Source organism: Streptomyces sp. NPDC017202 (assembly GCF_044331705.1).
Taxonomy (GTDB): Bacteria; Actinomycetota; Actinomycetes; order Streptomycetales; family Streptomycetaceae; genus Streptomyces.
This window is the reverse complement of the sequence record NZ_JBIRNP010000042.1, coordinates 1-14,931: the sequence shown is the minus strand read 5'-3', so window position 1 is coordinate 14,931 and position 14,931 is coordinate 1. Positions and strand designations below refer to the sequence as shown.

Sequence of the window (14,931 nt, the reverse complement as noted above, 5' to 3'; positions counted from 1 at the left end):
CGAGGATCAGGGCCCGGCACGCCGAGAGCACGCACCTGACGCCGCAGAGCCCGCCCTCCAGGCGGACGGCAGGAATTTGACGACAGGACCTAGGTCCGGGAAGCGGCGGAGGGTCTCGTGCAGCAGGCCGACCACCAGGTCGATCGGTTCGGTGCCGTGCAGGGCCCCGTCGGCCCTGCCGCGCCCGCGCGGGGTGCGGATCGCGTCGTACACGTACGCTTCGGTGCTCACCTCGGTCGCCTTCCAGATCGGGTCTGGCGGAAGCCGCGAACGCGACACACATGGTGGCGGAGGGGTCGGCGTTCACCGCAGCAGCGAGCGGCCGATGATCTCCTTCATGATCTCGGTGGTGCCGCCGTAGATGGTCTGGATGCGGCTGTCGAGGAACGCCCGGGCCACCCGGAACTCGCTCATGTAGCCGTATCCGCCGTGGAGTTGCAGACAGCGGTCGACGGTCCGCTTCTGCAGTTCGGTGGTCCACCACTTGGCCATCGAGGCGTGCACGGCGTCGAGCCGGCCCTCGCCGTGCTCGGCGACGCAGCGGTCGACGAAGGTCCGGGTGACCGCGGCCTCGGTGGCCATCTCGGCGATCTCGAAGCGGACGTGCTGGAGCGTGGCCAGCGGTCTCCCGAACGCCTCGCGTTCCTTCACGTACCGCGTGGTGACGTCCAGGATCTCCTCGGCCGCGGCGGCGGCGCCGACCGCGATGGCCAGCCGCTCCTGGGCGAGGTTGTCCATGAGGTGGGCGAAGGCCCGGTTCTCCTCGCCCAGCAGGTTCTCCTTGGGGACGCGCACGTCGTCGAAGAACAGCTCGGCGGTGTCCTGGGCCTTCTGGCCGATCTTGTCGAGGTTGCGGCCGCGTGCGAAGCCCTCCGTCCCGCGCTCGACGACGAGCAGGCTCTGCCCGCCGCTGCCGCCCTCGGGGGTGGTGCGGGCCACCACGACGACGAGGTCGGCGAGGATGCCGTTGGAGATGAAGGTCTTCGCCCCGTTGAGCAGGTAGTGGTCCCCCTGGTCGGTGGCGGTGGTGCGGATGCCCTGCAGGTCGGAGCCGGCGCCGGGTTCCGTCATGGCGATGGCGGTGACGATGTCGCCGGAGGTGAAGCCGGGCAGCCAGCGCCGCTTCTGCTCCTCGGTGGCGAGCCGGGTCAGGTACGGGCCGACGATGTCGTTGTGCAGGCTCAGGGCCGGCCCGGAGGCGCCCGCGCGGGCGAACTCCTCGATGAGGACGGCGCTGTACCGGAAGTCGCCGGTCCCGCCGCCGCCGTACTCCTCGCCGACGGCCATGCCGAGCAGGCCCCGGCGGCCCGCGGAGCGCCACACCTCGCGGTCGACGACGCCGTCCCTCTCCCAGCGTTCGTGGTGCGGGGTCACCTCCTTGGCGAGGAAGGTCCGCACCGTCTCGCGGAAGGCCTCGTGGTCGGGGCCGTACAGGTCTCGTCGCGGTGTCACAGCCAACTCCTCACGCGCTCGATCAGCCGGGCGGGATCGGGACCGACGGGGGTGACGTTGAGCATGGTCACGCCCGCCGCACGGAAGACCTCGACGCGGTCGCGGACGTAGCCCTCGGGGCCGGCCAGGCAGAGGAGCTCCAGCAGCTCGGCCGGTACGGCGGCCTCCGCGTCCTTCTTGCGGCCGGCGAGGTAGTGCTCCTGGATGGCTGCCGCTGCGGACTCGTAGCCGTAGGAGCGGATCAGGTCGTGGTAGAAGTTGCGGCCGGGGGCGCCCATGCCGCCGACGTAGAGGGCGACGGTGGGGCGCATCAGGTCACGGACGGCCTCGGCGTCGTCGCCGATGGCCAGCAGGCCGCCCGCCACGACCGAGAGCGGGCCGAGCCCGGGGTCGCGCGCGGCGCCGCCCTCGGCCAGGGGCCGGCCCCAGACCTCGGCGGCGTGCTCGGGGACGTAGAGGAACGGCAGCCATCCGTCGGCGATCTCGGCGGTCATCCGGACGTTGGCCGGGCCCAGCGCCGCGACGTGGACCGGGACGGTGTCGCGGACCGGGTGGTTCAGCAGCTTCAGCGGTTTGCCGAGGGTGCCGCCCTTCTCGGCCGGCAGGGGCAGGTCGGTGATGCCGTGGTGCTCGATCACCTCGCGCCGCCAGATCCGCCGGGACAGCTCGATCACCTCGCGGGTGCGGCCCAGCGGGCGGTCGTAACGGCGGCCGTGCCAGCCCTCGACGACCTGGGGTCCGGAGGCGCCGATGCCGAGGAGGGCGCGGCCGCCGGTGAGGGCGTCGAGTCCGGCCGCGGTCTGGGCGATCAGCGCGGGGGTGCGGGAGTAGACGTTGAGGACGGCCGAGCCGATCCGCATCCGCTCGGTCTTCGCGGCGAGGTATCCCATGATCGTCGGGGAGTCGAAGCCGTACGCCTCGGCCACCCAGACGGCGTCGAGGCCCGCGGACTCCAGGCCGGCGGCGCGGTCCGCGGCGGCACGCGGATCGCCGGCGTACGTCAGTGGTGAGGACAGTTCCATCAGCGGTGGTCCTTCAGCAGTTCGGGCACGCCCCAGTCGCGGGCCACGTCCGCGGTGTGCGCGCCGGGGAGGGCCGGGGGGCGTCGGAGGGTGCCGGGGGTGGCGGAGAAACGGGGGGCGGGAGCGGGCTGGGTGATGCCGTACGCCTCGGTGTAGGTGCCCCGTCCGGTCAGGTGGGGGTGGTCGGCCGCCTCGTGCAGTGAGAGCACGGGCGCGACGCAGGCGTCGGTGCCTTCGAAGACGGCCGTCCACTGTGCGCGGCTGGCGGTCTTGAACCGGGTGGTGAACACGGCCCGCAGCTCGGGCCAGTTGCGCGGGTCGGCGCGGTCCGGCAGGTCCTCGCCGTCCAGGCCCAGCAGGGAGACCAGCACCGCGTAGAACTGCGGCTCGAGGGCGCCGACCGCCATCCAGCCGCCGTCGGCGGTCTCGTAGACGCCGTAGTGGGGGCAGCCGCCGTCGAGCAGGTTGCGGCCGCGGGCGTCCTGCCAGGTGCCCTCGGCGAGCATGCCCCAGAACATCGCGGTGAGGTGTGCGGTGCCGTCGACGATCGCGGCGTCCACCACCTGGCCGCGGCCGGTGGCACGGGCGGTGAGCAGCGCGGCGAGGACGCCGGTGGTCAGATAGAGGGAGCCGCCCGCGTAGTCGCCGAGCAGGTTGACGGGGAAGACGGGTCGTCCGTCCGGCGCGCCGATCATGGACAGGGCGCCCGCGGTGGCGATGTAGCCGATGTCGTGTCCGGCCAGGGGCGCGAGGGGGCCTCGCTGGCCCCAGCCGGTCATCCTGCCGTACACCAGCGCGGGGTTGGCGGCCGTGCACTCCTCGGGGCCGACCCCGAGCCGCTCGGCGACACCGGGCCGGTATCCCTCCAGCAGGATCTCGGCGCGCGCCGCCAACGCCCTTACCGTTTCCGGCCCTTCGGGCGACTTGAGGTCGACCAGGACGGAGCGCTTGTTGCGGTTGGTCACGTCGTGGGCGGGATCGCCGCCGAGTGGCGAGGGGCCGGGGCGGTCCACGCGCACCACGTCGGCGCCCAGGTCGGCGAGCAGCATCGCGGCGAACGGACCGGGACCGATCCCCGCCAGTTCGACCACGCGTACGCCGTCCAGCGGGCCCGCCAGGTCGGGGCCCGGAAGCTCGGTGGAGTACCGGCTCATGGGTTCCTTTCTCGGTGCGAGGTGCCCGGAGCGGGGCGCTCGGGTCGGGGCTCTCGGCGGGAGGCGGCCGGCGCGGGGTCCTCGGACCAAGGCCCTCGGGGCAGGGCGTGGGCTTGCACCGCCATCGACCGGAGACTTACTGAGCGTTCGCTAAGAACGTAGGAGCGTGCCGCCGGTCGGTCAACTCCCCTTGCAGGGATAGTTTTCGTGGATCCACACCAGGGAAGTGACATCAGACCGGCCACCGGAGACCGGGTTCCACTGATCGAGCGCTAAGCATCCGGAGGGAGGTGTGGTGGACTCACGGCCGTACGATGTCGCCGATCGCCGCCCGTCCCGAGGAGAGCCGTTGAACACCGCGCCGAGCCAGGACACCGCACCGCCGGCGGAGCACTGGCGCTCCTACGGACCGCTCGAGCTGCACCCGATCCTGACGCACGCCATGGAGGCCTTCAACGAAGCGGGCTACCACGGCACTTCGGTCCGGGACATCGCCGGCCGGGTCGGCGTCACCGTGCCCGCGCTGTACTACCACTACGAGAACAAACAGGCTCTGCTGGCCACGCTGCTGGAGACGTCCATCAAGGACGTCCTGGACCGCTGCCGGGCCGCTGCCGGGGAGGCCGGGGAGGATCCGCTGGCACGGTTCTGCGGCATGGTCGAGTCGATCGTGCTCTACATGGCCCACCGTCAGCAACTGGCCTTCCTGGACACGGAGATCCGCAGCCTGGAACCCCAGAACCGGGCGCGCTACGTCGCCCTGCGCGACTATCTCGAGCACATGCTGCTGGACACGGTCGAGGCGGGCCGCGCCCAGGGGGTGTTCACGACGCCGATCCCGGCCGACGCGGTGCGTTCGGTGCTCGTCATGTGCCAGGGGGTCGCCAACTGGTTCCGCGAGGACGGTCCGCTCACCCCGGAGGAGGTCGCCGAACGCCACGTGCTGCTGAGCCTCGGCACCGTGGGCCACCCCGGCGCGGTCACCGGCGACCCTGCGACCCCCTTCTCCCGGCTCGCCCCTCCCCGCACTCCGGCGGCCGGCAGCGGCCGACAGCGGCCGGGGCGGCCGGCTCCGGCGCGGCCCGCCCCGGAGACACCCTGACGTATCGCTTCCACGGTGCCACCACCGACGAGAGGACACCCGCATGGACGTGTTCGAGGCCCGCGCCCGCTTCCAGGAGTTCCGGGAGCAGGACGGCCCGGTCGATCCCGCCGAACTCGACCGGATCTGGGCGGCGTTGGCCACCGTCCGTCCCGAGGAGATACTCGGCGAGTGGAAGGGCGGCGAATTCGCCACCGGTCACCCGCTCAACGGCATGCTGGCGAAGGCCGGCTGGTACGGCAAGACGTTCGCCTCCGTGCACGACGTCAGGCCGCTGATGTGCCGGGACGACAAGGGCGAGCTGTACTCCAACCGCGAGCTCGGCAAGGGCGAGGCCAGCCTGTGGACCGTGGAGTTCCGCGGCGAGACGACGGCCACCATGGTCTACGACGGCCAGCCGGTCCTCGACCACTTCAAGCAGGTGGACGACACCACACTGATGGGGATCATGAACGCCAAGGGGGTCCCCCCTCAGGGCCCCTTCTACTACTTCTTCCTCGAGCGCGTCCCCGAGGGATCGTGAGGCGCGTCCGCGCCGCGGTCACCGAGGCGCCGGGCGCCCCGTTCACCATCCGGGACGCGGACCTCGAGGACCCGCGGCCGTACGAGGTCCTGGTGAGGATGACCGCGGTCGGCATCTGCCACACCGACCTGGCGATGCGGGACGCCTGGCCCCGGCGGCTCACCCCGATGGTCTTCGGCCACGAGGGCGCCGGCCGGGTCGAGGCGGTGGGCCCGGAGGTGACCGGCCTCGCGCCGGGAGACCCCGTCTGCCTCACCTTCGCCAGTTGCGGCGCCTGCGAGCAGTGCGCGGCGGGCCATCCGGCCTACTGCCACGCCGCGCAGGCCCGCAACTTCTCCGGTGGGCGCGACGACGGCACCACCGCGCTCTCGCTCGACGGCGCACCGCTCCACGCCGGCTTCTTCGGCCAGTCCAGCTTCGCCACGCACGCCGTCGTCCACGAACGCGGCGTGGTCAAGGTGCCCTCCGGCCTGCCGGCCGCGGTCGCCGCGCCGCTGGGCTGCAGCGGCCAGACGGGCGCGGGCACCGTGCTCAACCGGCTGCGCCCCGAACCGGGCTCCTCGCTGGTCGTCCTGGGCGCGGGCGGGGTCGGTCTGAGCGCGCTGATGGCCGCGGTGGCCGTGGGCTGCGACCCGGTGGTGGCCGTCGACCCGGTCGCCTCCCGCCGTGCCCTGGCCACCGGACTGGGCGCCGGGGCGGCCCTGGCCCCCGGGGACGGTCTGGTGGCGGCGCTGCGCGACCTCACCGGCGGTGGTGCGCACCACGTCGTCGAGACCACCGGCCGTCCGGAGATGGCCCGCCGGGCCGTCGGCGCGCTGCGCCCGCGCGGTGAACTCGCCCTCCTCGGCATCGGCGGCGAGGTGACGTTCGACGTGATGGGCCTGCTCGCCAAGGGTGTCCGCGTGCACGGGGTGATCGAGGGGGACTCCGATCCCGTCCGCTTCCTCCCCGAACTGATCGGCCTGCACGGCCGTGGCCTCTTCCCGCTCGACCGGCTGGTCACCACGTTCCCGTTCGAGGACATCGGCGCGGCCGCGGCCGCCATGAGGGACGGCACCGTGGTCAAGCCGGTCCTCACCTTCCCCTGACCGGACCTTCCCCCGACCGGCTGCTCCGGCACCGGGAACGGCGGTGCCGGACGGCGGACCCCGCCGTAACACCGACGGGCGCCTGCCGCGCCTGCCGCGCCGGCAGTCGGCAGTCGGCAGTCGGCAGTCGGCAGTCGGCAGTCGGCAGTCGGCACGAGCCGTTCGCGTCGCGGGACGGCGGATCAACCGGGAAGTGGTCCCGCGGTCGTGTCCCGGGCGGTCCGCGCCGAGGCGGCCGGGCCCTCCGACGGCGTGTGATTGACTGAACCGCATGGCTCCCGCCTCCCCGTCCGCCCGTCCGGCCGCGACCGCCGGTCCGGCCCCGGGCACGCGGCCCCGCAATCGCAGGCAGCTCATCATCGACGCGGCGGGGCGGGTCTTCAGCGAGCGCGGCTACCACAAGGCGTCCATGGAGGAGGTCGCCGCCGGCGTGGGCATCACCGCGGCCGCTCTGTACCGGCACTTCCCGAACAAGTACGCGCTGTTCGCCGAGTGCGCCCACGTCATGGTGGACGGACTGGTCGCCGCACTCGACGAGGTGGCGTCCGGGGCGCCCCTGACGGAGGTGCTGACCGCCGTCACCCGGGTCACCGTCACCCATCGCGCGTCGGGCGGAGTGTACCGCTGGGAGGCCCGGTACCTCCACCACGAGGACCGCCGGCGTCTCGGGGTGAAGTTCGGTCGCCTCGTCGAGCGGGTCGACGAGGCGGTGCAGCGCGAACACCCGCTGCCCGACGGCCGGCTGCGGGCCATGGCGGCCCTCGGCGCGATCGGGTCCATCACGATGCACCACACCTCCGTCGCCCCGCGCCGGGCCGAGGCCCTGCTCCTGGCGTCCGCGCTGCGCGTGGCCGCGACGGATCCGGCGGCGGGCCGACGGGCCGCACGCCCCGTCGAACTGCCCGCCCGGCCGGTGCCGCGCACGCGACGCGCGGAGATCCTCGCGGCCTCCGTCCCGCTGTTCGCCCGGGACGGGTTCGCCAACGTCACGAACGGGCAGATCGCGGAGGCGGTGGGACTGACCCCGTCCGCGCTCTACCGCCATTACCCCGGCAAGGTCGACATCCTGGCGGCGGCATGCCTCCAGGCGGCGGGACTGCTGGCCCAGGGCGTGGAGCGGAGCCTGCACGAGGTGGCCGGCCCGCACGACGCCGTGGTCGCGCTGGCGGCGACGTACGTGGCCTACTGCTTCGAGTACACCGAGCTGACCAGCGTCGCCGAGGCCGAGCTGGCCGGCTTGCCGGCCGACCTGCGGCGGCCCCTTCTCGTCGCGCAGCGGGAACACATCGCCGTCTGGGAGCAGCAGTTGCGGCTGGTCCGCCCCGAGCTGTACCCGCGCCAGGCCCGGGTGCTGGTGCACGCGGGTTTCGGCGTGGTGGTCGAGGCGGGACGCAGACTGCGGTGGCGGGACAGCCCCGACCACCGTGCGGCCGTGACCGCTCTGGTCGTGAGCGCCCTGGGTCTCTGACCCGCCCCGGAACCGGGCGACGACGGGGTGCCGCGTCGTGAAGCGCCTCGCGCGCGGGTCCCCCTGACGCCCGCCCCGGCCCGTCGGCCGTGGGGCGGGCACGGGTGGGGGCCGGGTCGCCGGCTCAGCCCGCCCTGTTTCCGGTGGGGATCGTGATGGGGGTGGTGGTCCCGGAGGAGCCCTTGTTGAGGAACAGCATGGCCAGGGCGCGCACGAACTGGTCGAACAGGTAGAAGGTGCCGGGCATGACGGGCGACAGCCCCTCACGGAACAGGATGAACGCCGGCCAGGCGGTGCGGACCAGGGCCGCCGACGCGTAGTCGCGTTTGAGTCCCAGCCAGTCGCCGACCTCGTCGCTGAGGACGTAGCGCACGAACTCGTTCAGGAACCCGCGGGTGACGCCGAGGTCGATCTGCGCGGTCAGGCCGAGCAGTTCCTCGGCCAGGGCGATGCCCTCGGTCGACGGGGTGAGGATCGGGGTGAGCACCTGCGCCGACTGCCGTTCGGCGGCGGCCCACGTCCGGGGAATGTGCTCGTAGGGCACACCGAGCAGGTGGACGGCGACCTGCCACGAGTGCAGGAACGCCTCCTGGTCCGCGGCCGGGAACGGGATCTTCCAGTCGATCAGCTTCCGGTACACGTAGGTGCCCAGGCTGTGGAAGGTGACCAGGATGTCGGCGGCGCTGATCGGGACGGTCTCGTCGGCGACCGCCCGCCAGTGCGGCGACTGCGGCAGCAGGTGACGCACCGCGGCGTGCACCACGCGCGTCTTGTTGGCGGTGACGACGAACTGTCCCGTCGGGGTGAAGGCCCCCAGCTGGGACAGGTCGTAGCCGAACGTGAACGTCTTGGCCGCGCGGTCCTGCATGTCGGCGCCACCCGCGGACCAGTAGACGCTCTTGGCCTCACGCGGGATCACGGTGCTCATGATGCCGCTGCCGAGGCCGTACAGCATGAAGAGGTACGTGTCCCGGCGCTGGTTGAAGTCGGCGGCGCGGGCCAGCTTGGCGGGGTCGGCCCAGGAGGGCAGCCGGTTGACCTGCCCCAGGTACGCGGCGAACGCGGCCGGCAGACCGCTGGGCAGCGGGTCGTCGTTGTTCACCCACGACGCCCATGCCGTGTTGATCGCCGGCACGTGTCCGTCGTCGAGCATCGAAGCCATCAGAGGGTCCGCCGCGTCGTCCCAGATCCACTCCGGACCGGTTCCCGCGGCGGCTCCGGTCACCGACCCGGTCGACGCCGACGCCCGGGCGGGGTCGGCCACGGCCACGAGGCCGAGTGCGACACCGAGTGACAGAACCTTTCGCCTGCTGAGGTTCTCCATTGACTTACCTGCTTCCCTGAGGGGCCAGATGGTTCCAGATGCCTTCGCAGACTTGCCAGTTGCGCGACCAACAGGTGCTGAAGCTTGTCGCACAGATGTGATTTTTGATTAACATAGCGAGGTGCGTTGCCGTCGGCAATGGTGGTGACCGAGGGCTCCTCGCCGATGCCGGCGGAACCGCACGGGTCGCCGGCCGCCCCCGCGCCGCCCGGCCTCCGGTGCCGCACGTGGCCGTCGGGGCCGGCGCGGTCGTCGGGACAGGCGCGGCCGTCCCCGGCGAGCGGCGGCCCGGTGGGGGCGGCGGCCCGGTGGCGGTGTCCGCGGAACGGGTGGCCGCCACCCGCGCCGACACGCTCGCCGCCGTCCTGGGGCTCGACCCCGACGTCGAGGAGCCGGCCGTCAGGCTGCTGCGGCCCGCCCCCTACCCGTTGTTCGAAACGTCACCGTGGCGTGCGGTCAGCGCCGTTCCTCCGCAGAACGCCGTGATCGTCGCGGCCGGCGGGCGCACCGTCCGGCACACGCGTTGGTGGACACCGCCGGAGCCGGACCGGCCGCTCGCCGAGGCGGCGCCCCTGATCCGCGAGGCGCTGCGGGAGGCCGTGGACGCCCGCACCCGGCAGGGCGGCGTCGTCAGCTGCGACCTCTCCGGAAGCCTCGACTCCACCTCCGTCTGCTTCCTCGCCGACCGCTCCCCCGCCCGCGTGCTGGCCGGCACGTGGCCGGGACGCGATCCGGCGGACACCGGCCTGCACTGGGCCGAAAGGGCGAGGACCGCGGTCTTCGAGGAGGACAGATCCACCCGGGCGGCGGTGGTCACGATTACCGGCTCGTCGCCGGGCACCGACGGGCGGTCGTCGTCGCCACCGTGCTGACCCTGGTGGGCGCCGCCCTGGGACCGGCCCAGCCGCTCGTCGCCGAGCACGTCGTGGACGCGAGCGGCCGCGGGCAGGTCGTCCGGCCCCTGCCGGCGCTGCTCGGCACGCTGTTCGTCACCGAAGCGGCGACGGGAGCCGCGGGCGCTTCCTCCGTCCGCCGCTGCCGGACGGAGGAAGCGCCCGCGCTGTGCGACGTCCGCTTCGGGCACGACCCCGGCCGGCCGGTCCTGCGCGGCGTCTCGTTCACCGTCGCGCATCGGCGGCACGTCGCCCTGGTGGGCAGGTCCGGAGCCGGCAAGAGCACGGTGTTCGCCCTGGTGGCGAGGTTCTACGAGCCGGACGCGGGCCACGTCCTCTTCGACGGGGTGCCCGCGGCCCGGCTCAGCCGCGACGCGTGCCGCCGTCGCCTGGCCGTGGTCGACCAGAACGCCCACGTCGTCCACGGCACCCTGCGCGACAACATCGCCTACGCCGTGCCCGACGCCCCGGAAGCGGAGATCCGGCGCGTCGTGGGACTGGCCCGTCTCGAGGAGGTCGTCGACCGGTTCCCCGGCGGCCTGGACGCCGTCGTCGGTGAGCGCGGCAGCACCCTCTCCGGCGGTGAACGGCAACGCGTCGCCATCGCCCGCGCCCTGCTGGCGCGCCCCGCCCTGCCCCTGCTGGACGAGCCCACCTCCCACCTCGACGCGATCGACGAGTCGGCCCTCACCACCGTCCTGAAGGACGTCGCCCCGGAGTGCGCCCTGCTGGTCGTCGCGCACCGCCTGTCCACGGTGCAGCACGCCGACCACACCGTGGTGCTGCACGACGGCCGCACCACCGCCGCCGGACGCCACGAGGACCTGCTGGCCGGCAGTGCCCTCCACCGCGAGCCGGCCGCGAGCCGGACGCTCCGGCCGGGCGGCGGCCCGGGGCGTGGGAGCCGCGCGGGAACACCGGGGTGAGGCCCCGCCGTCCGGCCGGGGACAGCACCCCGGCCCGGACGGCGATCCGCACCGGCCACCGCCGGTCGGTGATGCGCGCCCCCGGCCGGAAAGCCGTCCGGGCCCGCTCGCACGGCCGCCGCACCGCGCGACTCACCGCGGTGGCCGACGGCGGCACCGTGAACCCGCCTGGGAATCCGGTCACCCGTCGCGGGTCGTCGCCCAGGGACCTGGACGCCTGCTCCGGCCCGGCTGCCGCCTCCCCGCCGAGGCCGGACACGGCACTCGCGGAGGCGGTGCACCCGTCCCGCACCGACACCGGGGCGTAGGCGCTCACGAGCCGGCACGAAGGCCCACGGCCCGTGCCCGCCGCTCCCTCCCGGGCCCCGGAAGGCGCGAGGCCCCTGCCGCGGCACGTCGCGGAGGGCCGCGGCGCGCAGCCGGTGAGCGGCGGCCGTGTGCCGCTCTTCGCACAGGCTCACGCCGCCCAGGCTCGACGGCATCGGGCGCCGCGTGCCCCCGGACTTCCGGCATACCCCCCTAGGGTATACAGTCGATCCTGTCGGGAGGGGAGGATCGAGCCCCTCCGGAAGCGACCCACGCATCGACAGCCGAGGAAGACGCCATGACCGACCTGAAGAACTCCGGCTCCTGCTGCTCCACCGGCGGCTCGTGCCACTCGGGCGCCGCGACCGGCACCCGGGACGGCGCCGTCACCACCGTCTACCGGGTGTCCGGCATGACCTGCGGACACTGCGAGGGCGCGGTGTCGCGGGAGATCTCCGCACTCGACGGCGTCACCACGGTCACGGCGGTCGCCCGGACCGGTGAGGTCACCGTCACCTCCGCCGCCCCGCTCGACGAGGAGGCCGTCCGCGCCGCCGTCGACGAGGCCGGTTACGAGCTCGCCGGCGCGGCATGAGCCCGTCCGGGGCCCGACGGCCCCGGAGCACGCGCATTCCTCCCCGCCGGGGCGTGCCGCTCCGCTGATACGGACGCCGCACGTCCCGGCCCTCCCCAGGAGTACCTCCATGACCAGCACGGCTCCCGACAAGACGCTTCCCGACCGGGCACCCGCGCCCGTCTCCGAGGTCGAGCTCTCCATCGGCGGCATGACCTGCGCCTCCTGCGCGGCCCGCATCGAGAAGAAGCTCAACCGGATGGACGGCGTCACGGCGACCGTCAACTACGCCACGGAGAAGGCGAAGATCTCCTATCCGGACGGGATCGAGGTCGCCGACCTCATCACCACGGTCGAGAAGACCGGCTACACGGCCGCGGAGCCGCCCCCGCCCGCCCTCCCGGACGACGACGGCGAGGCCAGGAGCGCCGAGCCCGCCGCCGACCACGAGCTGCTCACCCTGCGGCAGCGTCTGCTCGTGTCGCTGGCCCTCTCGGTGCCCGTGGTGCTGATGGCGATGGTCCCGGCCCTCCAGTTCGAGAACTGGCAGTGGCTGTCGCTGACCCTGGCCGCCCCGGTCGTGGTCTGGGGCGCGGCGCCCTTCCACCGGGCCGCCTGGACGAACGCCCGGCACGGCGCGGCGACCATGGACACCCTGGTGTCGATCGGCACGCTCGCCGCCTTCGGCTGGTCGCTGTGGGCACTGTTCTTCGGCACCGCCGGCATGCCGGGCATGCGGCACGGCTTCGAGTTCACCGTCTCCCGTTCCGACGGTTCGTCCTCCGTCTACCTGGAGGCCGCGGCCGGCGTGACGACGTTCATCCTCGCCGGGCGCTACCTGGAGGCGAGGTCCAAGCGCAAGGCCGGTGCGGCACTCAGGGCACTGCTGGAACTGGGCGCGAAGGACGTCTCCGTGCTGCGGGACGGCGCCGAAGTACGCATCCCCGTAGCCCAGTTGGCGCCGGGCGACCACTTCGTGGTGCGCCCGGGCGAGAAGATCGCGACCGACGGAACGGTCGTCGAGGGCGCGTCGGCGGTGGACGCGTCCATGCTGACCGGCGAATCGGTGCCCGTCGACGTCGGCGTCGGTGACGCCGTCACCGGGGCGACCGTGAACGCCGGCGGCCGCCTCGTCGTCGAGGCGACCCGGGTGGGCGCCGACACGCAGCTGGCGCGCATGGCGAAGCTGGTCGAGGACGCCCAGAACGGCAAGGCCGAGGTGCAACGCCTCGCCGACCGGATCTCCGGCGTCTTCGTCCCCGCCGTCCTGCTGATCGCGGCGGCCACCCTCGGCGCCTGGCTCGGGTTCACCGCGGACCCGACGGCCGCCTTCACCGCCGCCGTGGCCGTCCTGATCATCGCCTGCCCCTGCGCCCTCGGTCTCGCGACGCCGACCGCCCTCATGGTCGGCACCGGCCGCGGTGCCCAACTCGGCATCCTGATCAAGGGCCCCGAGGTCCTGGAGTCCACCCGCCGGGTCGACACGGTCGTCCTCGACAAGACCGGCACCGTCACGACCGGCCGGATGCGGCTCCACGACGTGTTCACCGCACCGGGTGTGGCCGAAGGCGAACTGCTGCGCCTCGCGGGTGCGCTGGAACACGCGTCCGAGCACCCGATCGCCCGGGCGGTCGCCGCCGGTGCCGCGGACCGGGCGGGAAGCCTGCCGGTCCCCGAGGACTTCCAGAACGTCGCCGGTCTCGGCGTCCAGGGCGTCGTCGACGGACACGCGGTACTCGTCGGCCGCGAGAAGCTGCTGCGGGAGTGGGCGATCGAGCTGCCCGGCGACCTGGCCGGGGCCAAGGCCGCCGCGGAGGCCGAGGGGCGTACGGCGGTGGTCGTGGCCTGGGACGGCGAGGCGCGCGGTGTCCTGACCGTCGCGGACGCGATCAAGGAGACCAGTGCCGAGGCCGTGGCCGAGCTGCGCCGGCTGGGGCTGACACCGGTCCTGCTGACCGGGGACAACAAGCTCGTCGCCGAGTCGGTCGCCCGGGCCGTCGGCATCGACGAAGTGATCGCCGAGGTGCTGCCGCAGGACAAGGTCGACGTCGTCAAGCGGCTCCAGGCGGAGGGCCGTACGGTCGCCATGGTCGGTGACGGCGTCAACGACGCGGCCGCCCTCGCCACCGCGGACCTCGGTCTGGCGATGGGCACGGGCACGGACGCGGCGATCGAGGCGGGCGACCTGACCCTCGTACGGGGCGATCTGCGGGTGGCGGCGGACGCGATCCGTCTCTCCCGCAAGACCCTGTCCACCATCAAGGGCAACCTGTTCTGGGCCTTCGGCTACAACGTCGCGGCCCTGCCGCTCGCGGCCTTCGGGATGCTCAACCCGATGATCGCGGGCGCCGCGATGGCCTTCTCGTCGGTGTTCGTCGTCACCAACAGCCTGCGGCTGCGCTCCTTCAGGTAGCCGCCCGCGTCGCACTCGCCGCCGCCCGGTCGCCGTCCGCGAGGACAGGGGCCGGGCGGCGGCACACCGGGGCGGGCGCGGGCCGGGCGGCGCCCGGTCGGCCGGACCGCCGAGTACCACCGCAAGCAGATCCGCGAGGCCCTGGGGTTCCGGCCGGCGACGGTCGCGGACGAGAAGGCGCTGGCCGAGTGGCTGGCGGTGGAGGTCTGTCCGGTCGAGCCGGTGGAGGACCGGCAGCGCGAGGCCCTGCTGGTGGAGAGCCGGGCCCATCGTGTGCACCGTGCTCGCCGCGATGTCCGGGATGGAGCGCGAGTACATCCGCGACCGCACCCTCGAAGGCCACGAGTCCGCCCGCAAGCGCGGCAAGACCATCGGCGGCGCGGGCGTCACCGACGACTCCATGCTGTCCATGGCCCTGCACCTACGCGCCCAGGAGATGAGCCTGCGCGACATCGCCAAGCGACTCGTCATCACCACCGGCGCGAAGAAGGGCCAGCACCCCTCGCCCGCCACCGTCATGCGGATGCTCCGCGAGCATGACGAGCAGGCCGCCGCAGCGGCGAGCACGTGATCACCCGGCTACTTTGCGGCCAACACCGTTGCGTTAGCGCTGTGAGCGGCTGTTGAGGCCGTGTTCGAAGAATGCGACGGTGGTGTGGACGGTGTAGTTCTGGGCCTTCTGGGGG

At 73.5% G+C, this 14,931-nt stretch carries 12 protein-coding genes and 2 pseudogenes; 9 read left to right on the top strand and 5 right to left on the bottom strand.

Features of this window, described 5'->3' with window-relative positions:
- Positions 1–84 precede the first annotated feature (84 nt).
- From ACH4N1_RS34760 to ACH4N1_RS34745, 4 genes and pseudogenes are all read right to left on the bottom strand, one after another.
- A pseudogene (locus ACH4N1_RS34760) lies at positions 85–231 on the bottom strand (acetyl-CoA C-acyltransferase); the annotation flags it as partial.
- 72 nt (positions 232–303) lie between these two features.
- Positions 304–1,452 carry an acyl-CoA dehydrogenase family protein gene (locus ACH4N1_RS34755; protein ID WP_398104493.1) on the bottom strand — a complete coding sequence of 383 codons (1,149 nt, stop codon included), beginning with the start codon at positions 1,450–1,452 and terminating at the stop codon, positions 304–306.
- Positions 1,449–2,474: an LLM class F420-dependent oxidoreductase gene (locus ACH4N1_RS34750; protein ID WP_398104491.1), complete on the bottom strand. Its 1,026-nt coding sequence runs from the start codon at positions 2,472–2,474 to the stop codon at positions 1,449–1,451. Before ACH4N1_RS34750 ends, ACH4N1_RS34755 begins: the two co-directional genes overlap by 4 nt.
- Entirely contained in the window at positions 2,474–3,628 is a 1,155-nt protein-coding gene (locus ACH4N1_RS34745; protein ID WP_398104489.1) for a CaiB/BaiF CoA transferase family protein, read from the bottom strand. Before ACH4N1_RS34745 ends, ACH4N1_RS34750 begins: the two co-directional genes overlap by 1 nt.
- Positions 3,629–3,977: 349 nt before the next feature.
- Here ACH4N1_RS34745 and ACH4N1_RS34740 point away from each other — a divergent pair, with 349 nt between their 5' ends.
- The 4 genes from ACH4N1_RS34740 (at position 3,978) to ACH4N1_RS34725 (ending at position 7,809) form a co-directional block, all read left to right on the top strand.
- Positions 3,978–4,730 (top strand): TetR/AcrR family transcriptional regulator, encoded by a 753-nt coding sequence (locus ACH4N1_RS34740; protein ID WP_398104487.1) that lies wholly within the window; start codon positions 3,978–3,980, stop codon positions 4,728–4,730.
- 43 nt (positions 4,731–4,773) lie between these two features.
- Positions 4,774–5,253 (top strand): DUF4334 domain-containing protein, encoded by a 480-nt coding sequence (locus tag ACH4N1_RS34735; protein WP_398104485.1) that lies wholly within the window; start codon positions 4,774–4,776, stop codon positions 5,251–5,253.
- Positions 5,250–6,341, top strand: coding sequence for an NAD(P)-dependent alcohol dehydrogenase (locus tag ACH4N1_RS34730; protein WP_398104483.1), 1,092 nt, complete (start codon positions 5,250–5,252; stop codon positions 6,339–6,341). The genes ACH4N1_RS34735 and ACH4N1_RS34730 overlap by 4 nt, the downstream gene beginning before the upstream one ends.
- Before the next feature lie 271 nt (positions 6,342–6,612).
- Positions 6,613–7,809, top strand: a complete 1,197-nt coding sequence (locus tag ACH4N1_RS34725; protein ID WP_398104481.1) for a TetR/AcrR family transcriptional regulator — start codon at positions 6,613–6,615, stop codon at positions 7,807–7,809.
- A gap of 124 nt (positions 7,810–7,933) precedes the next feature.
- Here ACH4N1_RS34725 and ACH4N1_RS34720 read toward each other — a convergent pair whose 3' ends face one another.
- Positions 7,934–9,133 carry an oxygenase MpaB family protein gene (locus ACH4N1_RS34720; protein WP_398104479.1) on the bottom strand — a complete coding sequence of 400 codons (1,200 nt, stop codon included), beginning with the start codon at positions 9,131–9,133 and terminating at the stop codon, positions 7,934–7,936.
- 326 nt (positions 9,134–9,459) lie between these two features.
- Here ACH4N1_RS34720 and ACH4N1_RS34715 point away from each other — a divergent pair.
- From ACH4N1_RS34715 to ACH4N1_RS34695, 5 genes and pseudogenes are all read left to right on the top strand, one after another.
- A pseudogene (locus tag ACH4N1_RS34715) lies at positions 9,460–9,900 on the top strand (asparagine synthase-related protein); the annotation flags it as partial.
- 98 nt (positions 9,901–9,998) lie between these two features.
- On the top strand, positions 9,999–10,952 hold the full coding sequence (locus tag ACH4N1_RS34710; RefSeq protein WP_398104477.1) for an ATP-binding cassette domain-containing protein: 954 nt from the start codon (positions 9,999–10,001) through the stop codon (positions 10,950–10,952).
- A 604-nt stretch (positions 10,953–11,556) separates the two neighbouring features.
- Entirely contained in the window at positions 11,557–11,853 is a 297-nt protein-coding gene (locus ACH4N1_RS34705; protein ID WP_398104475.1) for a heavy-metal-associated domain-containing protein, read from the top strand.
- A 109-nt stretch (positions 11,854–11,962) separates the two neighbouring features.
- On the top strand, positions 11,963–14,245 hold the full coding sequence (locus ACH4N1_RS34700; protein ID WP_398104473.1) for a heavy metal translocating P-type ATPase: 2,283 nt from the start codon (positions 11,963–11,965) through the stop codon (positions 14,243–14,245).
- A 280-nt stretch (positions 14,246–14,525) separates the two neighbouring features.
- Positions 14,526–14,816, top strand: coding sequence for a hypothetical protein (locus ACH4N1_RS34695; RefSeq protein ID WP_398104471.1), 291 nt, complete (start codon positions 14,526–14,528; stop codon positions 14,814–14,816).
- Positions 14,817–14,931: the final 115 nt, after the last annotated feature.